20 protein-coding genes are annotated in these 22,322 nt (G+C 57.3%); 12 read left to right on the forward strand and 8 right to left on the reverse strand.

The genetic code is table 11. The features are described 5' to 3' along the window. Positions 1-78 precede the first annotated feature (78 nt). The 5 genes from hisIE (at position 79) to EI291_RS04260 (ending at position 4,527) form a co-directional block, all read left to right on the forward strand. The gene (gene hisIE / locus EI291_RS04240) at positions 79-717 is read left to right on the forward strand and encodes a bifunctional phosphoribosyl-AMP cyclohydrolase/phosphoribosyl-ATP diphosphatase HisIE (protein ID WP_125418360.1); all 639 of its coding nucleotides are present in this window, start codon (positions 79-81) and stop codon (positions 715-717) included. Positions 718-813: 96 nt separating this feature from the next. Then, on the forward strand, positions 814-1,341 hold the full coding sequence (locus EI291_RS04245) for a GNAT family N-acetyltransferase (RefSeq protein WP_125418362.1): 528 nt from the start codon (positions 814-816) through the stop codon (positions 1,339-1,341). Positions 1,342-1,558: 217 nt separating this feature from the next. Continuing rightward, the gene (locus EI291_RS04250; protein WP_125418364.1) at positions 1,559-2,881 is read left to right on the forward strand and encodes a S41 family peptidase; all 1,323 of its coding nucleotides are present in this window, start codon (positions 1,559-1,561) and stop codon (positions 2,879-2,881) included. A 192-nt stretch (positions 2,882-3,073) separates the two neighbouring features. After that, the gene (locus EI291_RS04255; RefSeq protein ID WP_125418366.1) at positions 3,074-3,856 is read left to right on the forward strand and encodes a glycosyltransferase family 2 protein; all 783 of its coding nucleotides are present in this window, start codon (positions 3,074-3,076) and stop codon (positions 3,854-3,856) included. A gap of 11 nt (positions 3,857-3,867) precedes the next feature. Then, on the forward strand, positions 3,868-4,527 hold the full coding sequence (locus EI291_RS04260; RefSeq protein ID WP_125418368.1) for a lipid-A-disaccharide synthase N-terminal domain-containing protein: 660 nt from the start codon (positions 3,868-3,870) through the stop codon (positions 4,525-4,527). A gap of 185 nt (positions 4,528-4,712) precedes the next feature. Here EI291_RS04260 and EI291_RS04265 read toward each other — a convergent pair whose 3' ends face one another. Next, complete coding sequence (locus tag EI291_RS04265) at positions 4,713-5,693, reverse strand: GDP-mannose 4,6-dehydratase (protein ID WP_125418370.1); 981 nt, start codon at positions 5,691-5,693, stop codon at positions 4,713-4,715. 191 nt (positions 5,694-5,884) lie between these two features. On the opposite strand from EI291_RS04265, the gene EI291_RS04270 reads away from it, so the two are divergent. Further along, the gene (locus EI291_RS04270; RefSeq protein WP_125418372.1) at positions 5,885-6,787 is read left to right on the forward strand and encodes a glycerophosphodiester phosphodiesterase; all 903 of its coding nucleotides are present in this window, start codon (positions 5,885-5,887) and stop codon (positions 6,785-6,787) included. 122 nt (positions 6,788-6,909) lie between these two features. After that, a complete protein-coding gene (locus EI291_RS04275) occupies positions 6,910-8,589 on the forward strand; it encodes an ArnT family glycosyltransferase (protein ID WP_125418374.1) in 1,680 nt (559 codons plus the stop codon). Positions 8,590-8,748: 159 nt separating this feature from the next. Here EI291_RS04275 and EI291_RS04280 read toward each other — a convergent pair whose 3' ends face one another. The 5 genes from EI291_RS04280 to EI291_RS04300 form a co-directional block, all read right to left on the reverse strand. Then, complete coding sequence (locus EI291_RS04280; protein ID WP_125418376.1) at positions 8,749-9,786, reverse strand: hypothetical protein; 1,038 nt, start codon at positions 9,784-9,786, stop codon at positions 8,749-8,751. 939 nt (positions 9,787-10,725) lie between these two features. Next, positions 10,726-11,868: a tetratricopeptide repeat protein gene (locus EI291_RS04285; protein ID WP_125418378.1), complete on the reverse strand. Its 1,143-nt coding sequence runs from the start codon at positions 11,866-11,868 to the stop codon at positions 10,726-10,728. An 87-nt stretch (positions 11,869-11,955) separates the two neighbouring features. Beyond that, on the reverse strand, positions 11,956-14,541 hold the full coding sequence (gyrA, locus tag EI291_RS04290; protein WP_125419082.1) for a DNA gyrase subunit A: 2,586 nt from the start codon (positions 14,539-14,541) through the stop codon (positions 11,956-11,958). 128 nt (positions 14,542-14,669) lie between these two features. Beyond that, a complete protein-coding gene (locus EI291_RS04295; RefSeq protein ID WP_125418380.1) occupies positions 14,670-14,912 on the reverse strand; it encodes a hypothetical protein in 243 nt (80 codons plus the stop codon). A gap of 17 nt (positions 14,913-14,929) precedes the next feature. Then, positions 14,930-15,610 carry an HD domain-containing protein gene (locus tag EI291_RS04300; RefSeq protein WP_125418382.1) on the reverse strand — a complete coding sequence of 227 codons (681 nt, stop codon included), beginning with the start codon at positions 15,608-15,610 and terminating at the stop codon, positions 14,930-14,932. 146 nt (positions 15,611-15,756) lie between these two features. On the opposite strand from EI291_RS04300, the gene parS reads away from it, so the two are divergent. The 5 genes from parS (at position 15,757) to EI291_RS04325 (ending at position 19,928) form a co-directional block, all read left to right on the forward strand. Further along, positions 15,757-16,209 carry a type II RES/Xre toxin-antitoxin system antitoxin gene (parS, locus tag EI291_RS04305; RefSeq protein WP_125418384.1) on the forward strand — a complete coding sequence of 151 codons (453 nt, stop codon included), beginning with the start codon at positions 15,757-15,759 and terminating at the stop codon, positions 16,207-16,209. Positions 16,210-16,272: 63 nt separating this feature from the next. Next, a complete protein-coding gene (locus tag EI291_RS04310) occupies positions 16,273-16,731 on the forward strand; it encodes an RES family NAD+ phosphorylase (protein ID WP_125418386.1) in 459 nt (152 codons plus the stop codon). Positions 16,732-17,038: 307 nt separating this feature from the next. Then, the gene (locus EI291_RS04315) at positions 17,039-18,379 is read left to right on the forward strand and encodes a L,D-transpeptidase family protein (RefSeq protein ID WP_170172502.1); all 1,341 of its coding nucleotides are present in this window, start codon (positions 17,039-17,041) and stop codon (positions 18,377-18,379) included. 174 nt (positions 18,380-18,553) lie between these two features. After that, positions 18,554-19,126, forward strand: a complete 573-nt coding sequence (locus tag EI291_RS04320) for a fasciclin domain-containing protein (protein ID WP_125418390.1) — start codon at positions 18,554-18,556, stop codon at positions 19,124-19,126. Positions 19,127-19,277: 151 nt separating this feature from the next. Beyond that, positions 19,278-19,928 carry a flavin reductase family protein gene (locus tag EI291_RS04325; protein ID WP_125418392.1) on the forward strand — a complete coding sequence of 217 codons (651 nt, stop codon included), beginning with the start codon at positions 19,278-19,280 and terminating at the stop codon, positions 19,926-19,928. 456 nt (positions 19,929-20,384) lie between these two features. On the opposite strand, the gene EI291_RS04335 is transcribed toward EI291_RS04325, so the two are convergent. Both EI291_RS04335 and EI291_RS04340 read right to left on the reverse strand, forming a co-directional pair. Then, positions 20,385-20,987: a Maf family nucleotide pyrophosphatase gene (locus EI291_RS04335; protein WP_205701563.1), complete on the reverse strand. Its 603-nt coding sequence runs from the start codon at positions 20,985-20,987 to the stop codon at positions 20,385-20,387. A 1-nt stretch (position 20,988) separates the two neighbouring features. Then, a complete protein-coding gene (locus tag EI291_RS04340; RefSeq protein ID WP_125418396.1) occupies positions 20,989-22,311 on the reverse strand; it encodes a DUF1015 domain-containing protein in 1,323 nt (440 codons plus the stop codon). Positions 22,312-22,322: the final 11 nt, after the last annotated feature.

Below are 22,322 nucleotides of genomic sequence, written 5' to 3' on the forward strand. Positions count from 1 at the left end.
GTAGTTGTCCGTTGTCAGTTTATTGACTGCTCGTGCCTGTACTAACAACTGTCAACTACCAACTAACAACTAGATCCAATGGATTTTGCCAAAATGCCCGATGGGCTGATTCCGGTGATTGTGCAGGATGCCCACACGGGGCAGGTGCTGATGCTGGGCTACCAGAACGAGGAAGCGCAGCGCGTGACCCGCCAGACGGGCCGCGTGACATTCTTCTCCCGTTCCAAGCAGCGCCTCTGGACCAAGGGCGAAACGTCCGGGAACTACCTCACCGTGGTGAGCGAGCATGAAGACTGCGACCAGGACGCCCTGCTCATCCTGGCCCGCCCCGACGGCCCCACCTGCCACCGGGGTACCACCAGCTGCTTCGAACAGCCCCAGCAGACGCGCTACCCGGCCCCGGCCGTGAGTTTCGTGGCGGAGCTGGAGCGCCTAGTGCAGCGCCGCCACCAGCACCCCGACGAAGACCCCAAGTCGTACACCGCCTCCCTGTTCCGGAAGGGTATGCCCAAAATCGCCCAGAAAGTGGGAGAGGAGGCCGTGGAAACCGTCATCGACGCTGTGGGTGGCAACCTAGAAGGCCTGAAAGGCGAAGCCGCCGACCTGCTGTACCATTTGTTGGTATTGCTGACGGCCTCCGGGCTTTCCATGGAAGACGTGGTGGACGTGCTTAAGCAACGCCACACCACCATTTCCGGCGGGGTGCGCCGGGAGTAGCCTTAGCTTCCAAACAAACTCGAAAACGCTGCCGGTGCCTTCCGTAGGTTCGGGCAGCGTTTTTCCATTTCTGCAACTCTGTAAGCTACGTTTCCAATGCCCTCTGCCGCTATCCAGTTATTACCCCTGCGAATTGATCAGGCTGCAATTTTCCACCGCTGGCTGCAGGAGCCGGAGGTTATTCTTTACTCCTTGAATGCCTTCCAGCAGATGGATTCGCCGGCGAAGGTCAGCCGATGGCTGGAAGCTACGTTGGCTGATCCGCGCTGCCTGAACCTGGGGGTGTACCTGACCGAAACGCAGGAGTTGATTGGCCACGCCGGTATATCCGGCATCTCTACGGCCAATCAGGCGGGCGAGTATTTCATACTGCTGGGCGAAACACAGTACTGGGGCCAGGGTATTGCCACAGAGGTAACCCGGCAAGTAGTGGCGCGGGGCTTTGCGGAGCTGGGCCTGAACCGGATTATGCTCACAGTTTCGGAGCCCAATCAGGGCGGCGTGAAAGCCTACCTGCGGGCCGGGTTTCAGTTGGAGGGCCGGCTGCGGCAGGCCTGCTTCCGCAATGGGAGATTTCACGATAAGCTGGTGATGTCGATGCTGCGGGAGGAATGGGGCACGTAGGAGTTTGATGGATACTGGCCTTGGTTAAAAGTTTGGTCCAAAGGTTAAACGGCTAATTAGCCTACCTTACCTCTAGGCCAAAAGCGCCACTGTAAAAAGATAGGTAGCGAAGTAAGCAGAGTAATTGTATCTACGAAATAATTCGTATAGTTGCTTCTACGAAATAATTCGTAGTAACTGCTGCGTGAAATACAGCATACAGCCCCCTGCTTTACTTATGCGTTACCTTACATTGTGCGTCCCCCTGCTGGCCGTTATCGGTCCACTTTGGTGCCAGGCTCAAACCACTGCCCCCTCCGTCTTACACATCCCTCAGTTGATGGATTCGGTGGCGTTGCGCCTCCAACAGCACTACATATTTCCGGTAGAAGCCGGGCGCATGGGGACGTATGTACAAGGCCAGGCCCGGAAGCAAGCATACGTCGCGCTGGCGACCGACCCGAAACGTGTGGTGAAGCAGCTGCAGGCAGACCTGCAAGCCGTCCACCGCGACCCGCATCTGTTTGTGGAGTACAACCCGGCCCTGGCTACCGCGAGCCGACGCAGCCCGCAACCCTCGGCCGAGGAGCAGGCGCAGGCCAAAAAGTACTGGGTGGCCAACAACTACCTGTTCAAGAAAGCCGAAGTGCTGCCCGGCAATATCGGCTACTTCCCCTTCACGGGTTTTGTGCCGGACGTGGCCGGAGCTAAGCCGACCATCAGCGGGGCCCTGCAGTTTTTAGCCAATACCAGCGCCCTGGTCATTGACCTGCGCGAAAATATGGGGGGCAGCCCGGAACTGGTGAGCCTGCTGGAAAGCTACTTTTTTCCGATCAAAACGCATATGAACGACCTAATAAACCGGTCCACCAACGACACGACGGTCTTCTACGCGGACCCGGCGAAAGTGCCGTTTACCGTGTCGATGCCGGTGTATATTCTCACCAGCCATCACACGTTTTCCGGGGCTGAGGACTTTGCGTATGCCATGCAAATGGCCAAGCGTGCCGTGGTGGTGGGCGAAACTACGGGCGGCGGGGCACACCCCACCAGGCCGGTGTCGGTGGGGCAGGGCTTCGTGGTTTCCATCCCGTATGCTCGCTCGTTGAACCCGGTTACGCACACCGACTGGGAAGGAACCGGGGTGGTGCCCGACGTGAAAGTAGCCGCCCAGCAGGCCCTGACCAAAGCCCGGGAGCTGGCCTTGCGGGCCCAGCACCAAAGGGCTACCAGTGAGCAGGAAAAGCGGCAAATGGACTACCTACTGGATGAGCTGGCCACCCAGCGTCCGGCGGCTAAGGAACCGTTGAGCCAGCTGCAGCTGTACACCGGCACCTACGGGCCGCTAACGATGTACCTGACGGGCAACAAGCTGTTCTGCAAAAATGCCGACGCAGGTAATCTAATTACCGAACTCAGGCCGATTGCCCCCCACCGGTTTGTGTTGGATGATAACGCGCACGCCGAGTTTGTGCAAGACAGTCGCGGCAGATGGTCGCATATCAGGCTCTATGTCAGTGACGGCAATGTCTTCGAGGAACGGCGAAAAGAACGGAACTAATCACGTGGCATTGCCAGACCGGGGTAGTGGTTGCGCCGTCCGTTTAACATTTGTACCAAACTTTTAACCAAGGCCGATACTCAGGCAGTCTATAGTACCCGTACCCATCCGTTCGGACGCTTTTGCGTATGGGCAGATATTGTGCTGCTAAACCTTCCGTACCTTGCAGCCCGTTTTACCCCCTCTGTTTCTATGTCTGCTGCTCCCGACCGCGCTGCCTACCTCGCCTCCCAAAGTCTGACGGTGCTAGTACCCGTCTATAATGAAGAAGAAAGCCTGGGGCAGTTTGTGGTGGAGATGGACAAGTTTCTGGCCAAAACGCCCGTGCCCACCACCGTCCTGTTCGTGAACGACGGCTCCACCGACGGTTCCCTGGCCATCCTGCGCGACGTGTGCCGCCAGAAGCCCCAGTACGAGTTCATCAGCCTAAGCCAGAACCGGGGCCTGAGCACGGCCGTGAAAGCCGGCATCGACCACGCCCGCACCACGCTCATCGGCTATATCGATTCCGATATCCAGACCACCCCGCTCGATTTCCTGACCTTTTTCGAGTTCTTCCCGGAGTTCGACATGGTGAACGGCATCCGGGCCAAGCGGCAGGATACATTCGTGAAGAAGATGTCGTCCCTGGTGGCCAACACCGTGCGCCGTACGCTCATCAACGACGGCATTCAGGACACGGGTTGCCCGCTGAAAATCATCAAAACCGAGCACGCCCGCCGGATTCCGCTGTTTCACGGCATGCACCGCTTCCTTGGGGCGCTGGTGCAGCTGCAGGGCGGCCAGGTGAAGCAGCTGCCGGTGCGCCACTTTCCGCGGTTTGCGGGCACGGCCAAGTACAACCTCTGGAACCGGGCCTGGAAGCCGCTGGTGGACACGTTCGGCTTCCGCTGGATCCGCAGCCGCTGGAAGAACTACGAAATCGGGGAGGCCCACCGCCAGGAGGTGGGTGCGGCAGCCAACGTAGGCAAGTAACCCTAGGGGCTATGACGTCGCAAACCGTTGCCCTGGGAATTGGGCTGGTGTCGCAGCTGCTGTTCTCGAGCCGCATTGTGCTGCAGTGGATTCAGAGCGAGCGGGCCAAGCGGGTGCTGGTGCCCACCTTGTTCTGGCAGATCAGCCTGATTTCTTCGTTTCTGATGATTGTGTACGGCATCCTGCGCCACGACCCGGTGATTCTGGGTGCGCAGGTGATTAGTTACGCCATCTACATCCGTAATCTGCAGCTGCTGAAGGAGTGGGGTAAGCTGAGTCCGTGGTTTCGGGCCGGGGCCTACTTGTTTCCGGTGGCTATGCTGGGCTGGTTTGTGGCCGGCACCCAGCACTTCAGCCTGCGGGCCATGCTGGGCAGCCGCATTCCGGGCGGGCTGCTGGCACTGGGTGCTGTCGGGCAGACTATCTTTCTGCTCCGCTTTGTCTACCAGTGGCTGTATTCCGAGCGGAAGGGAGAATCTACGCTTCCGCTCAGCTTCTGGGTCATCAGTTTTGTGGGCTCCGTTCTGATTCTCATCTATGCGTTCCTGCGCTGGGATGCCGTACTTATCATCGGCAACGTATTTGGAACCGTGGTGTACGCCCGCAACATTGTGTTGCTGCGCCGGGAGCTGCGGAAAGCACCGGTTAACTCAGCAGGTGCTGCTCAATAGACCCTTAGCGGTACATACCCCACCAACGTGGTAGCCTGTTAAACGGCGAAACCCCGACTGCTGGCGCAATCGGGGTTTCTTCGGGAGAGTAAGTTCCTGCTGGGACAGGTGGCGTTGCTTGTGCTGAAAGGGGAGCTGCTATACGAGAGATAAGAAAGTTTGGGACACTAACGCCCGCAAACTACTTACAGATGCTCCGTGGGTACTGTTTCCAGCCACTGCACAAAAGCGCGCAGGCCCTCAGGCAGGGGTGTTTGGGGAGCGTAACCCAAAAGCTGCCGGGCCTTGCTGATATCGGCATACGTTATATCTACATCCCCGGCCTGCATTGGCTGGAACTCCAGCTGCGGCTCCACGCCCACGGCTTCCCCCACCGCCGCAATCAGCTGCAGCAGGGATACCGGCCGGTTATTGCCCAGGTTTATGGTTTCATACACGCCAGTGTGCAGCAGCAGATACTCCACGCCGCGGGCAATGCCATCCACCGTATCCAGCACGAAGGTATAGTCGCGGGCCGTGGTGCCGTCGCCGAAGACCGGAATGGGCTGGCCGCTCTGCAGGAGCCGCACGAACTTATGGATGGCCAGGTCCGGGCGTTGGCGGGGGCCATACACGGTGAAAAATCGGGCATTGAGCACACCCAGCCCGTAGAGGTGGTGGTAGGTGTAGGTGAGCTGCTCACCGCTGAGCTTGGAGGCGGCGTAGGGTGAAATACAGGCGGCCAGCAGGTTCATATCCTCCCGGAACGGCTGTTCCGGGGTGTTGCCGTACACGGAAGAGGAGGAGGCAAAAAACAGCTTACCAATATCCCGGTGGCGCATCCATTCCAGCAGGGAGGTGGTGCCGATGACGTTGTTTTCGAGGTAGCCGATAGGGTCTTTCACCGACGGTCCGACGCCGGCCTTGGCGGCCAGGTGCACCACCACCTCAATCGGGTCGGCGGGCAGGGCATCTACCAGCGCATCCAGGCCCTGGCGTAAGTCGGCTTCGTGAAAGCTGAACCGGGGGTGAGCCAGGCAGGCGGTCAGGTTCTGCTGCTTGTGGGCCCGGTCATAAAAAGGGTCGAAGTTATCAAGGCCCACTACGCGGTGCCCGTCGTGGAGCAGCCGCTCAGCCAGGTGCGAGCCAATAAAGCCCGCACAGCCCGTTACCAGAATGGATGCCATGCGTGAGATGCAGGGAAAAGGGAATAGGAGAAGTGTGCCCTAAAAGGGAGGGCGCAAAGGTAAACGGAATTACCCGCCGCCGGTTATCCTCCGTATAGGTCCGCAAGGAGAGCAGAGAACTGTTGTCACAGGTTGCTTTTCCGGTTTTCGTTTTCACTGCACGTTCGGGTATCCTTTCCGTTCCTTACTCTATGTCTCTGCCATTCTCTCCTGTGCTACGCGCCTGCGCTCTGGCCCTGATGAGCGCACTGCTGCTCCCCGGTGCCCTGGTTCAGGCGTCACCGGCAGATACGCCTGCGGCCCCGGGACCACTTTCCCGCTCCACGCTGGTGATTGGGCACGCCGGTTCCGGGTTTTTCCATTTCTTCAACCCACTACCGCCCAGCAGCCTGCGGAGCATTACGCGCGCCCTGCACCGGGGTGCCGACGGGGTGGAAGTGGATATTCGCCTTAGCCAGGACAGCGTACCGGTGCTCTACCACGACAATTTGCTTAACTCCATGACCAATGGGGAGGGGTGTGTCAGCCAGACTCCGGCGGCGGCCCTGACAGCATTGCACTACCGGGGCGGCTGGCCCTACGACTGGTTTCAGCACGAGCAGGTGGTGACCTTTGAAACCCTGCTACAGCAACTGAGCCGGCGGCCGCAGTTTCCGTATCTGCACCTGGACCTGCACGAAGACGATGACTGCAACGGGGGCGACCCCGCCTGCAGTCAGGCTCTGGCCCGCCGCCTGCGCGGGCTGCTGACCCGCTACCACGTGCCCTCCACCCGGCTGTTGATTCTGACTAACCGGGCCAGTACGCTGGTGTATCTGCGGCAGCTGCTGCCGTTGGTACCGCTGGGCCTGGAAATGAACAACGACTTTGCGGCCGACCTGGCCACGCTGCGTCAGCTGCCGGGGGTGCAGGTTGCCGTCTTGCACAAGGACAAAATAACCCCGGAGCGCTCCGCCGTGTTGCATGCTATGGGCCGGGAGGTAGTCGTATTCGGGGGGCGCTCCGCCCGTGCTGTTAGCCGGGTAGTTGCCGCAAACCCCGATGCCTACGAGGTTGATAACGTCCGGCATCTGCAGGCTGCGCTACGGCGGTAGCCTGTTTCGGAAGCTTTGTGAGTACCAAATAGTATACTGATGGCCGGAGTCGGCCCGGAAGCTGGGGCAATGAGTGTGGAGGGAATATCCGGGGCGTTTACTCCAGTCGCTTGCCTTTTTATATGTCTACAGAACAACTGATACAGTCCCGGTGGGGGCGGTTGGTAGTGGTGGTGCTGGTGTGTGTAAGCAGCTTCTTTATCCACGGCGATGCACCGGCCGTCAGCCTAATGGAAGCACGCAACTTCGTTGCCGCCCGCGAAATGGTGGCTGGTGGTTCCTGGCTTATTCCGACCATGAATGGGGAACTGCGGCTGGCCAAGCCTCCGCTGCCAACCTGGGCCGTAGCCGCCGTGCAGCACGTTACCGGCCCCACAACCGACCTGAGCCTTCTACGCTTGCCAGCCGCTTTGGCTGCGACCCTGCTGGTCTTGTTTTTCTGGGGTCTGGCGCGGGAACTGACCCGCTTTCAACCCGCGGAGGCCCCGGCCCCGGGGCGTACTGCCTGGCTGGGGGCGCTGGTACTGGCCAGTAGTCTGCTGGTAATTACCACGGGCCGGGAAGGGCAGTGGGATATTTTCGCCAACAGCCTGATGGTAGGAGGGGTGTGGCTGCTGGTGCGCGGGTGGCAGCAACCGAAGGCGGGTGGCTGGAGTCTGACCGGAGCCGGTGTGCTTATTGGATTGTCCATACTGAGTAAGGGTCCGGTGCCATTGTATGGGGTGCTGTTGCCCTTCTTGGGGGCCTATCTGATTGGTCAGCCCCTGAACCGGCGGCGAGTGGCCCGGTACGGTGTAGCCACTACGGCGGCAGTAGCCCTGGCTCTGATGATTGGGGTAAGCTGGCCTGCCTATGTATGGCTGCACGTGGCACCGGTGGCGCTGCAGGTAGCCCGTACCGAAGTTTCGTCCTGGGCCGACCGACATGTGCAGCCGTTCTGGTACTACTGGTCGTTCTTCGCCTTTACCGGGCTGTGGGCCTTGGTTGCCCTGGCTTCGCTGTTTGTAGCGTATGCCCGTCCGCGGCTGCAGGCCTTTATACCGTATCTGTTCGTGCTGGGCTGGCTAGTGGCCGGATTGGTGTTGCTGAGTGTGGTGCCTGAGAAAAAGGAGCGGTATATGCTGCCGCTCATGCCGCCGCTGGCGTTGCTGGTAGCGGGCTTGCTGCGGTATTGGGAGTCGGTCCCGTCGGGCCGGTGGTCCCGCACCGACGGCTGGCTGATTCGGGGGTGGGGGTGGTTGCTGCTGGTGTTATGTGTGGGGTTGCCGGTGGCGCTGGGTACTGTACACCTGCCGGGCTTTGAGTTGGGCAGTATGCGCTTTGTGCTAGTGAGTGTGGTGTTCGGGCTATTGGCCCTCGGATTGCTGATGCACCTGTTGCGGGGAGTACGTCCGGTGGTACTGATGACTACCGTGCTGGTCATGACCAGTGCTGTAATTGGCTTACTCATGCCCCTTTATCCGGTGTGGGAGGCCCGCAAGGCCACCGCCGGCTTACGCCATGTAGAAGATATGGCCGCTGCTCCTGGCTTCAGATGGGTGTCCGAGTGGCGCAGTCTCGATACGCTGCATGTCAAGCAGGTTTGGAGTGCTGGGCGGGTGGTACCGATCTGGCACCCGAGTACTCAATCCCTAAAGGCACTTTCTTCACCGGTAGTATTGGTAGCAGGGTCTTCCATTAAAAAGAAGCTGCCGCCCGACTGGCACCGGTGGGTGCGTATCAGCCAGGAGGACAGCTTCTACCTTGGGCGAGACCAAAAATCCGGATACTGGCTTATATCCAGGTTAGATCCAATTCGCTGATTCAGCTTGGACTGATCATGTTGTTGTGTTCTAGAGTTGTTTGTATTAAAGTAATTAACATAATATAAAAACATAAATGGAGTTTCATAAAAGATGACACTTTCCAATAGGAGAGTCCTGGAAGCTCTTATTGGAAAGTGTCATTATTCACTGAGCGTATTAGGAAGATGAGGATAACCTGCGTCGGATCTGTTTCAACAGAACTTCCACCACGTCCAGATCCTCTGCTTCATGGATAGTCAGATGAGTATCCAATCCCGGGCCCTGTATATGAATGGAAAACGTCATTTCCTGTTCAGGTACTGCTATCCGGGGGGCTGTATTAGTAGTCTGCGGTGGTTCAGGCTTAGTTGATGTATTCCCGGACTGGATAGGCAATTCTGTTGGAGCCTGCTGAGGACTTTGGGGTACAAATACAGCTTCTGGTCCGGCGTAGGGAGATTCTGGTTCTTCCTGCAGAAAAGCAGCGTCATCCAGATCAGCAGTATCGAGTCCAAACAAGCTGGATATAGCATCCTGCGTACGCGCTGGAGCCGGCACAGATGGTATAAAGCTCGCTGGTGAGGATATACCCGGATCAAGGTTGGCAGAAGGCTGTATAAGAGGAACAGGAGTGCTTACTGGAAGTAGTGGTGAAGGTGTAGCAGGGGAGCCACTCCGAAACAGATTGGCGGGCATCTCTCCGGCGCTTAACTCCTTGCGGGGAGTTTGCTGAGCAGCCAGTTGGTCAATGTCTGCAATGAAGTTGTTCTCATCCAGAATGCCTGCCATGCGAGCTCCATCGATAAACGCTTTGGCAACGCCCTGAGCATTTATTTCCTCAACCCCAAATTCCCGGATCAGCATTACATCAAACATGTGTACAGGTAGCTCTCGGTTGCGGAACTTCCGGCAAATCTGATTAAACATGGGGGGATGAAGAAATGCTTCCCGGTGGTAGATGCGTTCCTCTTGTTTATCATAGGCGTGCTTTATACGCCTGAACAGGTTTGTAGTGGTCAGGAACTCCCGCTTACTGGTTAAGAGGCCAAACTTGACAGCTGATCCAATAATGGCTTTAAATGAGCCACTGACTTTACGATTCAATTTGCGGGCGGCTGTGTCGATAGCACACTTTCCTCCAGTGTCATCAACAACTTCAGCTACTTCCCAAGCTCCTTGATAAGAAGTGCGTGGGTAGTCTATGGTTTTAGGCATGAGGGTATATAAGTAGGAGATGAATCAGTGGGGTAAAAATAGAGGAGTAAAAGACAATTACAAAGAATAATAGTATATAAAAGTAGTATAAAGTATAAAATAGTTAAACTTTCTTATACTTTTTGTGCTTTTTTTTACTATTATTGTTTTATTACATTCATTAATATTATATGTATCAAACACTAAATACACTTACATAATTAATACCCTCTAAATAAGTCCGGGGCTGGTCGGAGAGCTGACGAGTTGATGCATTGTCAAAAGGCGCATCCTACCAGCATAACGGGCTTACTGATAAGGGTGAGAAGCCTGAGAAGTGTAGTTGTCACTAAGGCATGCCTAACACGTTTTTAGAGCATGATACTCAACATCTTTGTAATCAGAATAAAATCCCAAACCAGAATAATCGAATTCTGGTTTGGGATGTGAGTAGGGTAGAAGGAACCCAATCAAAGACAACGTGTATCTATGCTCACACTACTCTTCCGGTAGTTCATCGGAGCCAGTAGTCCAAACGAAGTTATCCTCTAAGTCCGACTAAATTCTGGTACAAGTGCCGTCAAAGTTTCGACAGGTATCTCGAAAATGCTATAGCTGCTTACTTTATAAATTCATGCCCGATATTAGATCAATGCCCAAACCAAACTGCATTAATGGTTTCTCGCCGATACAACTGCCTTGACAAGATATTGGCTGCTGTTAGCAAGCCCGGCCACGAACCACATAACTACTGGCTCACAAGAGTCCAGATAGTGGAGTCGGTAAGTAAAGGTGGTATAGTAGCAACATTTCTTAGCGTATTCAAACAACTGGCTCATAGAGTACTAAAACATTGTTCTTCGCTTGTCTTATAATTTATATTATGTTAAGTAATGTTTCGTAAAGACAGCCGAATGGATACATTCGGCTGTCTGGAGATTAATATCCCCTACTATTCCGCTACTTCTTCAGGCCATCCAGCTTAGCTGACATTCGCTCAGAATCAGCTGTGCGACCTACTCGCAGATATGCTTTCTGTAGCGAGGAAATGGTTGAACGGTCATCCGGCTGAATCTGCAGCGCCTTCTCGAAATATGGCAGCGACTCCTGGAAGTACTTCTTACCGTCAGCCTCATATTTCTTACCGCTCTTCTGATATTCCGCCAGGCTCATCTTACTCGCCTTCGTGAACAGATCAGCGCCCTTATTGTAATTGTAAACGCCCAGGTTGAAGTTCGCATCGAAGTTGCTTGGATCTACTTCAACGGCTTTACGGTACGCTTCCAATGCTTTGGCCGGCTGCTTATCCTGATCCAAAATGGAGCCTTTAACCGCATACAGGTTGGAGTTGGTTGGGTCGGCGGCAATGGCACGGTCGATTTTATCCAAGGCTTCTTTACCACGGCCGGCGCTGATGTACATATTCAGCTCCTCCAGCATAAAGCCTTTATTGGTTGGGTAAGCAGCCAGCGCATCCTGCACGGCTTTCATAGCAGCAGCGTCGTCTTTTTCCTGGCGAGCAATCTGCAGCAGACGGCCGTACATCTGGGGCGACTTATAGCCGATGCCCTGCAACTTACCATACATTTCCTTAGCGCCGACAAAGTCCTGGTTGGCCTCCGAAGCATATGCCGCATACAGATACGCCGTCGAGTCCTGCGGACGAATCTGCTGAGCCATCCGATATGACTCAATGGCCTTGGCGAAATCTTTGCCATTGTAGCTTTCCACACCAGCGTTCAGGGCCAGCCCGTACAGGCCATCCAGCTTCGCACTAGCCATTTTGCCATACTCACTGTCCTTGCCCTCCAGGGTAACAGCTTTAGAATACGATTCAAAGGCTGTTTTGGTGCCCTCCCCAGCGGGCAGCGCCTTGCCATAGATGGGGCTGGCAACCATGCCTTCGTAGATTTCCCCGCGGGTATACCACGTTTTGGCCTTGCCCTGGGTTTTCTCGTTGGCAATAGCCTTATCTATTTCGGTCCGAGCCTTATCCAGCGTACCCTGACGCTGGTAGAGAATAGCATTGGTAACAGCCGAGTTCTGGGCCGATGCCGTGTGGAGCGCGGCAGCTGCCACGAGAGTCAACAGAGTCTTCTTCATGGGAGTTTTGCTGAAGAATGTACAGGTAAAGTGAAAGGAATTGCAAGACAAACGGCAGAACCCGTTTCCGAGTTCTGCCGTCGCAAGTTAATTAGCGCTGATGAAATCAGGGTCTGTAAGGTCGTTCAGGTCCGTATCCGGTGAGTCGGCCGGGCCTTCCCCATCCGATGCGCCGTTCTGATCCGGCGTAGCAAACAAATCCGTTTCTGAATCTGCTTCCTTTTCTTCGGCCGCTACTTTCGCCACCGACGAAATTTCGTCGCCGGCACTGATTTTCAGCAGCCGCACACCCTGCGTAGCCCGCCCAATGCTGCGCAGCTCGCTCATCCGCAGGCGGATGGTGATGCCCGACTTGTTGATGATCATCAGGTCGTCGGAATCATTGACCGCTTTGATAGTCACCAGCTGGCCGGTTTTATCGGTCAGCTTCATGGCCCGCACGCCTTTGCCACCGCGGTTGGTGATGCGGTATTCCTCCAGCGGGCTGCGCTTGCCGTAGCCGTTTTCGGAAACTACCAGCAGCTCATCCTGACTGTCTTTGTCGATGCACACCATGCCTACTACCCGGTCATCAGCCATTTCCTCCGACAAGGTGATGCCACGCACACCGGCGGCCGTGCGGCCCATGGAGCGTACTTTCTCCTCGGGGAAACGTACGGCCCGGCCGGAACGCAGCGCCAGTACCACTTCGGAATTGCCGTTGAGCAACTGCACGTCGAGCAGCCGGTCGCCTTCGTTGATGGTAATGGCGTTGATACCGGCGGTACGGGGCCGTGAGTACGCCTCCAGCGGGGTTTTCTTCACGGTGCCCTGCTCGGTGCAGAACATCAGGAAGGTATTGTCGAGGTAATCCGGGTCGCGCAGGCCGCGCACGTTCAATACGGAACGCACGTTGTCTTCGCGCGGAATTTCGATGAGGTTCTGGATGGGCCGGCCCTTGGTGTTCTTGCCGCCTTCCGGCACTTCGTACACTTTCAGCCAGAACACGCGGCCGGCTTCGGTGAAGAACAACAGGTACTCGTGGGTGGTGGCCACAAACAGGTGCTCCGTGAAGTCATCCTGCTTGGAAGCCGCGCCGCGGGCCCCTACTCCTCCCCGACCCTGCGCCCGGTACTCATCCAGCGCCGTGCGCTTGATGTAGCCCTCGCGCGAGATAGTGATTACCATGCTCTCATCGGCAATCATATCCTCCATCGAGAAGTCGCCGCCGGCGTACTCGATGCTGGTGCGGCGGGCGTCGCCGTAGCGGTCCTTGATGTCGATCAGCTCCTGGCGGATGATGTCGCGCTGCATCTCATCGGAGGCCAGCACGGCTTTCAGGTGGTCGATAAGCTGCATCAGCTCGTTGAACTCCTGCATGAGCTTGTCGCGCTCCAGGCCGGTGAGGCGCTGCAGACGCATATCCAGAATGGCGCGGGCCTGTACTTCGCTCAGCGAGAACCGCTCGATGAGCTGGGCGCGGGCCACGTCACCGTCGCGGGAGGCGCGGATCAGGGCAATAACTTCGTCGAGGTGGTCGAGGGCAATCAGCAGGCCTTCCAGGATGTGGGCACGCTTCTGGGCTTCGGCCAGCTCGTAGCGGGTGCGGCGCACCACCACGTCGGCCCGGTGATCCACGAAGTGGTGGATCAGGTCCTTGAGGTTGAGCGTCATCGGGCGGCCTTTCACCAGGGCCACGTTGTTCACGCCGAAGGACGACTGCAGCTGGGTGTACTTGAACAGGTTGTTCAGGACCACCGTGGGCATAGCGTCGCGCTTCAGGTCGTACACGATACGCATACCGTCACGGTCCGACTCATCGCGCAGATCGGCAATGCCCTCGATTTTCTTCTCGTTGATGAGGCCGGCCGTCTTCTCAATCATCGAAGCCTTGTTCACCATGTAGGGAATTTCGGTCACGACAATCTGCTCCTTGCCCGAAGGCGTGGTTTCGAAGTGGGCTTTAGCCCGCATTACCACCCGGCCCCGACCGGTTTCGAAGGCCTGCTTGACGCCCTCGTAGCCGTAGATGATACCGCCGGTGGGAAAGTCAGGAGCCGTTACGTGCTCCATCAGCTCGGCAATGGTGATGTCGGGGTTAGCCAGGTAGGCCACGATGCCGTCCACCACTTCGGTGAGGTTGTGGGGGGCCATGTTGGTGGCCATACCCACGGCAATACCGGTAGTACCGTTTACCAGCAGGTTCGGGAATTTGGCCGGCATCACCGACGGCTCCTCCAGGGAGTCGTCGAAGTTGGGCTGGAAATCCACGGTTTCCTTGTCCAGGTCGCCCAGCATTTCGTCGGCCAGGCGCTTGAGGCGGGCTTCGGTGTAACGCATAGCGGCCGGCGAGTCGCCGTCGATGCTGCCGAAGTTTCCCTGCCCGTCTACCAGCGGGTAGCGCAGGCTCCAGTCCTGGGCCATGCGCACCATGGTGTCGTACACCGAGGAGTCGCCGTGGGGGTGGTATTTACCGAGCACCTCCCCCACGATACGGGCGCTCTTCTTATAGGACTTGTTGTAGGATACGCCCAGCTCGGACATACCGTAGAGCACGCGCCGGTGCACGGGTTTGAGGCCGTCGCGCACGTCGGGCAAAGCCCGGGAGATGATAACCGACATCGAGTAGTCGATGTAGGCCCCACGCATCTCATCTTCAATGTTTATCGGAATGATCTTTTCGCCTTCCGCCATAGGGAGCATGTAGTCGGCCATAGGCCCCGTGCAAACGGGGCGTCACAGCCCGTGAGAGTGAACTTCGTTAAGCCTGCAAGATAGGGATAAAAACCCGCTTTACCTAGCCAAAAACCCAATTTACGGGGCTATTTCAGGGTCTTGCTCCGGTCGTTATTATGCTTGCCGGTTTCCTGCTTGTGCACCTTGATTTTTTCGCCGATGGCCGGGTTCTGTTTCTTGAACCAGGGCTGGCCGCGGTACTTGGTGCCGCCGTGCAGATGCACTTTACGGGTGTGGCAGGATTCAATAGGGCACGTGCGGCAGGAAGCGGCGGCCAGCACCACCAGCAACGGCAACACGCACCGGGACAAGAGAGAAGAAAAACGCATGGCGGTAAAGATAGATATTAGGCCGACGCAACGTCCTCACCCTCCCACTCCCGCAGAAACTGCTGCAGGAACTGCTCCATAAACGCATGCCGCTCCTCGGCCACCCGGCGGGCAGCGGGCGTATTGAGCCGCTCCCGCAGGTGCAGCAGCTTTTCGTAGAAGTGGTTGATAGTGGGTGCCGTGTTCTGCTTGTAGCTCTCGAAGGTGGCGTGCGTGACGGGTGGCACGGCGGGGTCGTGCAGGGGGCGGCCCTTATGGCCGCCGTAGGCAAAGGCCCGGGCTACCCCGATGGCCCCAATGGCGTCGAGGCGGTCAGCATCCTGCACCAGTTCCCCTTCCACCGAGCTCATAGGCGTGGCCACGCCGAGGCCCTTGAAGCTGATTTCGCGGATGATGGCCTCTACGCGGGCAATGACTTCCGGCGGGGCCACCTGACTTTCCAGCCACTGACGGGCCGCCCGGGGGCCGGCCTCCTCGTCGCCGTCGTGGAATTTCCAATCGGCCACATCGTGCAGCAGCGCGCCCAGCTCCGTTACCAGTGTATCGGCCCCGGGCGTGTCGCGGGCCAACGCACGGGCCACCTGCCACACCCGGCGGATGTGGGCCCAGTCGTGGCCGGAACCTTCGTGGAGGAATTTCTCGCGGATGAATTCGGCGGTGCGCGTAATCAGGGGATGCTCAGTGATGGTAGCAGACATGCAGTAGCAGCTAGTGTGCGGCAAAGATATTGGCTTCCGGCACCAGCCGCACATTTTCCGACCGCATGTCCGCACCGGGAACCCAGACAGCCACTTTATCAGTTCCTGCGTATATTGCCTTCAAATGACGAATAAAATTCATTCAAATGACAACGCTTCGTAAAACTGCCGTATCCAGCATGGTAGAGCTGATGGGCGGCCCGGCCGTGATTCCGCAGCTGGTGCGCAACGAAATGGACCTGCTGGCCGTGGCCATAAAAGGTATTTCGGTGCAGGCGGTGCGGGCCCTTCAGCAGCATCTGGGGTTTTCGAACAAGGAGATGAGCGTGGTACTGGGCGTTTCGGAAAGCACCCTGGCCCGCCGTGAGCAAACCCGCAAGCCCCTCACCCTGGACGAAGGCGAAAAGGCTATTCAGCTCTCGGCCGTGCTGGCTAAGGGCATGGAGGTATTTGAGGATGAGGAAGACCTTCATTTCTGGCTGAACTCCCCTGTCCCGGCTCTCGGCGGGCAGAAGCCCAAGCACCTGCTTCATTCCGTAATTGGCCGCAACCAAGTGCAGGATGTACTGGGCCGCATTCAGCACGGACATTTTTCCTAAGCTATAGGCTGCTAGCCGGAGTAGGTATCGACGTCAGCCAACAGCTACCAGCGCACAAACACCATGCTGCTTTACCGATTGGGCAAGGCCCCCTACATTTCGGATACCTCCGGGCAGGGAGGCTTGTATTATGGTGGGCGCTGGCACCGCATCGGCCATCAGATTCTATACACCGCCGAGCACCTGTCGTTGGCGAAACTGGAAGTATTGGCCAACTCGCCGGTACTGCCGCGCAACTACTTCGCCCTTACGCTTGAAATTCCCGACGGCCTGCCTCTGCTGCAAATCAATGCCGCCGACCTGCCGGCCAACTGGCAGCAGGTGCCCTACCCGGCCGAGCTGGCTGAAATCGGGCAGGCCTGGCTGGAAGAGGGCCGCTACTGGCTCATGCGTGTGCCCTCGGCCCACGCTCCTTCCGAGTGGAATTATCTGCTCAACCCGTTGCACCCCGACCACAACCGGCTGCTACGCACAGTCAGCCTGGAACCGCATCCGTTTGATGCGCGCCTGAAAGAATCTTAACGCGCCCGGCAGACCTCTTTGCTTGGAACGTACTCCAACGGCACGGTCAGTAGGATATACCCCATTTTTTACCGAAATTATCACAAAAACCTCTCCCCGGTTTATCCTGCTCCGTATTCCTGCCTACGCACATGTCGTAAACCTGTACTGCCAGCATTTCCCGTAACTTCTGACCACTGCCTCTATGAACTGGTTAAGAAGCATTGTGCGGTCTGCCGTATCTATTCTCCTGCTCACTAGCGGCGCGTTATCCGTGGAAGCACATCCCGGAAAACATAGTGAGGAGGCTGTTTCAGCCACTGTCCTGGTGGCCCGGGCTTCACTGCGGAGCCTGCTGGATACCCGTGAGCTGGGCCCGGCAGCCACCTACAAGGCACTGGGCTTAACAGGAGGTGCGGCGGCCCATACGTTTTATATCCGCAACAACTTTACCACGCATTGGGTAGAGGAAGCAGGTTGGAACCCGCAGGCCCGGCAGGCCCTGAACCTGCTGGGTCGGGCCGCCGACGTAGGTCTGGACCGAAACCATTACGCCTGGCCCGGCTTGCAGGGTCTCCCTGACTCTCTGCGCCTCGCAGCCCGGGCCGGACGGGGGCAACAGCTCGCACTTTCTGAGCTACACCTGACCGATGCACTGCTCCAATACTTGCTACACCAGCAGCGGGGCCGGCTGCATCCTAACTCGCTAACGGCGGCCTCCCCCCCCGACAGCCTCACGGCCGTACTGATAGCAGACCAACTATACCAAGCCCTGCAGTCGCCCGATCTGGTAACTGCCTTATTGCGCTACCAGCCAACGGGACGGGGCTATCGGCTGTTGCAGCAAACCTGGGCGCGCGCGCTGCACGCCTCTCCTACTGATTCGGCGCGCCTGATGCAGGATACTACGGCCGGCTTCCGGCGGGTGGCCGTGAATCTGGAACGCCTGCGCTGGGAACCGGCCGCCGACTCGGAGTATGCAATTGTTAATATTCCGGCCTACCGGCTGCAGCTGATCCGCAACGGCCAGGTCCTGCGCACACACCGGGTGATTGTGGGCAAGCCCGACATGCCAACCCCGGTGCTGAGCAGCCGCATGGTGGTGTTTGTGGTGGCCCCGGAGTGGCGCGTGCCCTACAGCATTGCGGTACGGGAGTTTCTGCCGGAGCTCCAGCGCGACCCGGGCTACCTGTATGATAACCACTATCGGATGTACGATGGGCGGGGCAGGCTCATCAACCCCTGGCGCGTGGACTGGCAGAAAATGACTCCGGAAAAATTCTCCTACGCCATCCGGCAGCGGGCGGGCTCGTTCAATGCCCTGGGTAACGTGGTATTCTACTTTCCGAACCAGCAGACCGTATTTCTGCATGATACCCCGGCCCGCAGCGCTTTTACCCGGACAGACCGCGCGCTGAGCCACGGCTGCGTACGGGTGGAAAAACCCCTACAGTTGGCCGAATACCTGCTGCGCCGCGAGAATCGGGCCGCCGAACTGACGGAAATGTACCAGCGCGTGCGGGAGCATGAGAAGCAACGCTATGACCTGACCCGTAGCCTGCCCATTTATCTGCGCTACTACACCTGTGAAACCGACAAAGGCAAACTCGTCTTTCTGCCCGATATCTACTCTCAGGACAAACCACTGGAAATGGCTTTATTTAATTGATATCTAATCTGTATTTATTTTTTCATTTTTAAATACCCCATATTCAGTCCACTAAGTCTAGCACCTGTCACTGTGCTTACATATTTTTTAGCTACTCTAAATCCAGACAAAAGCAAAGCGGCGTACATGCCGGCAAATAGGTTCAACCTTCTCACCCATTTGTCTGCATTTACAATGAAAAAGCACCTGCTTTCTTTCGCCCTGGTTGCCCTGATGGGCGCTGCTTCTGCTACTACTGCTGCGGCCCAGGCCAAATTAACCCCCGGCACCGTTTCAGTGGGTGGCGAGGCCATGTATCCCAACAAAAACATCGTTGAAAACGCCGTCAACTCCAAAGACCACACTACGCTGGTAGCTGCTGTAAAAGCGGCCGGATTGGTGGAAACGCTGCAGGGCAAAGGCCCATTTACGGTATTTGCTCCCACTAACGCGGCCTTCAACGCCCTACCCGCCGGCACTGTGGAAACCCTGGTGAAGCCGGAGAACAAGGCCACGCTCACCAAAATCCTGACCTACCACGTGGTAGCCGGCAACATGACCGCCGATAAGATTATGGCCGCCATCAAAGCAGGCAAAGGCACTGCTACCCTCAAGACCGTAAGCGGCGGCACGCTGAAAGCCATGATGAATGGCCCGAAGAACGTGGTATTGGTTGATGAAAAGGGAAATATCTCCACTATTTCCACTTACGATGTAATTCAGAGCAACGGTGTAATTCACGTGATTGACAAAGTATTGATGCCGTAATTAAATTACGACCTAAAAAAACAGGGTAACCCGGTTGAAATTAATTTCAACCGGGTTACCCTGTTTTTTTATTATCTAAATAATTTCACTGCAGATAAAGACAAAATACCCGGCTGCTGGTTAGCAGGATACTTCCTTACCAACCACCCCCATGCCCCATCTGACCGCCGCCGATATTACCAGCCTGGAAAAGGTATACCGCCTCAATTTGATTAATGCCATAACTGGCTTTAAGCCAGCCAATCTGCTGGGCACGATAGACGAGCAGGGCCACACAAATCTGGCCATCATCAGCTCAGTAGTACACCTGGGCTCCAACCCGGCTCTGCTGGGCCTGGTGATGCGTCCGCCCACAGTGGAGCGACACTCCTACGACAACATCCGGGCAACCCGCTGCTACACGCTCAATCATGTGCATGCCGACATTGTGAAGGCGGCTCACCTGACATCGGCCAACTTTCCGCGCGCAGTGTCGGAGTTTGAGGCCTGCGGCCTAACGGCGGAATATCTGGATGGGTTTGCGGCCCCGTACGTGCAGGAAAGCCGGCTTCGTATTGGCCTGACGCTGTTGCAGGAGCTACCCATTGAAGCCAATGGTACTGTGCTACTGGTTGGCCGCGTGGAACACGTCTATCTGCCTGATGACAACGTGCAGCGTCCCGATGGCTCCCTGGATTTGGCTGCCGCCGGCACCGTAGCCCTTAGTGGTCTGGACACTTACTATGCGGCGACGCCTGTCGCCCGCTACGGCTATGCCCGCCCCAACCAGCCCCTGCCGGAGTTGCCACTCTCAGATGAATAAGGAGGGCAGTACCATCCGGAAATTATGCCTTGTTTTCTACTACCAGTTCTGCCAGGTGACTATGCATCCTCCAATGAGAAGGGTTAGCCATGCAAGAATAAGCAGTGTCAGCTTTAACCAGAGAGGCAGTAACATAGGCTCATCTATACTACACTCGCTGGGGTTTGAAGGGTTATAACGCACATGCAGTGAGTCCCCAGCACTAAATCCCAGAATGGCCGAAGTATTCATGTCCGTTACGGTTTGAATTACTTCATCAGCAGCTGTCCGGAACTCCACCAATGCCTTTCGTTGCCTGGAACGCCCGGAGCCTGACACCTGCCAATTAACCAAATGGCCGGCAGCTGAAATTCCATCCGTCAATAACCGGTTCTGTATACCGTAAGTCTGAACTGCATTATAGATACTCAGCCCCACCACATAGGTGAGAATGCACAGGACAATAACCATCACCTACTACACTGCCACAGCACCTAGTTTCACCAATTCCTCCCACACACGGTGCACGGGCAGGCCCATTACGTTGAAGTAGGAACCCTCCAGACGGGTAACGGCCACCATACCAATCCAGTCCTGGGCACCGTAGGCCCCGGCTTTATCCAGAGGGCGGTACTGGTGTACGTAATGTTCGATTTCCGGCAGGCTGAGCGGGCGGAAATGTACGCCGGTCTGGTCGGAGAAAACTACCCGCCGCCCGTCGCCGTGGAGCAAACAGACCCCGGTGTACACGTCGTGGGCCCGGCCCTGCAGGCGCTGGAGCATCTGCACGGCCTCGGCCTCATCGGCAGGCTTGTTGAGTACGTCGTTGTCGAGGCACACGATGGTATCTGCCGTGATGACCAGTTCATCGGGGGCCAGATCGGTAGCATAGGCGTCGGCTTTATGGGCGGCTAAATACTCGGCCACCTCCGCCCGCACCAGATGGGTCGGGAAACTCTCATCCACTTCCCGCAGTCGGAGTTCATACGTCAGGCCCAGCTCCGTGAGCAGCTGACGACGGCGCGGAGAGTTGGAAGCCAGCACCAGCCGGGGCCGGAAATCGGACGAAATCAAAGACATATCAGACTCGGAAAGCGGCGTAAAAGGAGGTATTGGCTTCGGCTTCCCGGATGCTGCTGAACAGGAATCCGCCAATGGTTTTGGGGTAGAAAAACGTGGATTTGGGCGGCATTACCGCCCCGGAATGGCATACCCGCTCCACCTCCTCCATGGTCACCTCGTTGGTGATGAAGGCGGCCCGGGCCTCGCCCCGGTCAACGCGGGTCAGGCACTCGGGGAAATTGCGCACGTAGGCAATGCCCGACCATTGGCGCTGCTGCTCCGGCCCTACCACGCCCAGGGCTTTTTCCAGCACGAAATAGTGCAGTACCGTCAGGTCCAGAGCCTTCACTTCGGGGGTTGTGTCCCAGTCCAGCAGCTCGTGCACCTCCGGCCGCAGCCGGATTTTGTACACCTGGCCTTCTCCCAGATACAGCCCAAACGCCCACGGCTTGCCCGCAATGCGTTCCGGCAGGTCGTAGGGGTCATCAAGGGGAAGCACGGTGAAATAGGGAGCCAGCCGGGAGAGTAGCTCCGCATTGGTGAGGCCGCCGGGCAGCTCCAGCAGCAGCCGGTGCGTGGGCAGAATGCGCAGGTCGTCGGCGGCGGCGTTGGTCAGATACATCAAATGAAAATTCCAGGTTTCCTGCCCGGAGTAGGCCGCCCCGGCCGCCGCCTGCCGGGCTTTGCGGTAAGCCAGGGAGCCTTCGTAGCGGTGGTGCCCATCGGCCAGAATCACCTGCCGCGCGGCCAGCACCTGCTGAAACCGCCGAATAACCCCGGCATCCTGAATAACGGCCAGCACGTCGCGGGCACCCTGGTAATCCTCTTCCGTCTGGTACAGCGGGTTCAGCATGGCTTCATCCATATACTGCTCCAGCTCAAATTCCTCGTCGCGGTACAGGCCGTGCGTGGCGCTGGTCTGAAACTCGGTACGCGCCAGCAGTTCGGCCCGGTCGTTCACGGCCGCGGGCAGCGTATTCTCGTGCCGAAGCACCACGTTTTCGGCCCAGTCGTAAGCCCGGATGTGGGCCATGAAGCCCTTGCGGCAATACTCGTGCGAGTTGCCGGGCAGCCGGAAATACTGGTAGTAGACGTAGATGCCCGGCAGGGCATCCTGGCGCAGGATGCCCTGCTCCTGCCATTCCCGCAGGCGGCGGCACGCCTCCCCGGCCGGATCCTGCCCCCGGGGCACCGACAGATGAATACTGTTAAGCGGATTGCGGTAGAGCGCCTCCCGCTGCTTGACCGACACGACATCAAACAACGGCGACACGTACGCATCAATCTGACGACTAAGCTCCGCGTTGTACCGCCAGCCGCGAATGGGTTGAATTTCTGCCAAGAATAGTGGAG

Origin of the sequence: Hymenobacter rigui (assembly GCF_003944715.1) — a bacterium.
Taxonomy (GTDB): domain Bacteria; phylum Bacteroidota; class Bacteroidia; order Cytophagales; family Hymenobacteraceae; genus Hymenobacter; species Hymenobacter rigui.

Coding starts and splice junctions, on each gene's coding strand:
- EI291_RS04285 (WP_125418378.1), bottom strand. CDS start 11,868: ATGAAGAAGACTCTGTTGACTCTCGTGGCAGCTGCCGCGCTCCACACG.
- EI291_RS04270 (WP_125418372.1), top strand. CDS start 5,885: ATGTCTCTGCCATTCTCTCCTGTGCTACGCGCCTGCGCTCTGGCCCTG.
- gyrA (WP_125419082.1), bottom strand. CDS start 14,541: ATGGCGGAAGGCGAAAAGATCATTCCGATAAACATTGAAGATGAGATG.
- EI291_RS04310 (WP_125418386.1), top strand. CDS start 16,273: ATGCTGCTTTACCGATTGGGCAAGGCCCCCTACATTTCGGATACCTCC.
- EI291_RS04320 (WP_125418390.1), top strand. CDS start 18,554: ATGAAAAAGCACCTGCTTTCTTTCGCCCTGGTTGCCCTGATGGGCGCT.
- EI291_RS04300 (WP_125418382.1), bottom strand. CDS start 15,610: ATGTCTGCTACCATCACTGAGCATCCCCTGATTACGCGCACCGCCGAA.
- EI291_RS04260 (WP_125418368.1), top strand. CDS start 3,868: ATGACGTCGCAAACCGTTGCCCTGGGAATTGGGCTGGTGTCGCAGCTG.
- EI291_RS04325 (WP_125418392.1), top strand. CDS start 19,278: ATGCCCCATCTGACCGCCGCCGATATTACCAGCCTGGAAAAGGTATAC.
- EI291_RS04295 (WP_125418380.1), bottom strand. CDS start 14,912: ATGCGTTTTTCTTCTCTCTTGTCCCGGTGCGTGTTGCCGTTGCTGGTG.
- EI291_RS04250 (WP_125418364.1), top strand. CDS start 1,559: ATGCGTTACCTTACATTGTGCGTCCCCCTGCTGGCCGTTATCGGTCCA.
- EI291_RS04255 (WP_125418366.1), top strand. CDS start 3,074: ATGTCTGCTGCTCCCGACCGCGCTGCCTACCTCGCCTCCCAAAGTCTG.
- EI291_RS04265 (WP_125418370.1), bottom strand. CDS start 5,693: ATGGCATCCATTCTGGTAACGGGCTGTGCGGGCTTTATTGGCTCGCAC.
- hisIE (WP_125418360.1), top strand. CDS start 79: ATGGATTTTGCCAAAATGCCCGATGGGCTGATTCCGGTGATTGTGCAG.
- EI291_RS04335 (WP_205701563.1), bottom strand. CDS start 20,987: ATGTCTTTGATTTCGTCCGATTTCCGGCCCCGGCTGGTGCTGGCTTCC.
- EI291_RS04280 (WP_125418376.1), bottom strand. CDS start 9,786: ATGCCTAAAACCATAGACTACCCACGCACTTCTTATCAAGGAGCTTGG.
- EI291_RS04275 (WP_125418374.1), top strand. CDS start 6,910: ATGTCTACAGAACAACTGATACAGTCCCGGTGGGGGCGGTTGGTAGTG.
- parS (WP_125418384.1), top strand. CDS start 15,757: ATGACAACGCTTCGTAAAACTGCCGTATCCAGCATGGTAGAGCTGATG.
- EI291_RS04245 (WP_125418362.1), top strand. CDS start 814: ATGCCCTCTGCCGCTATCCAGTTATTACCCCTGCGAATTGATCAGGCT.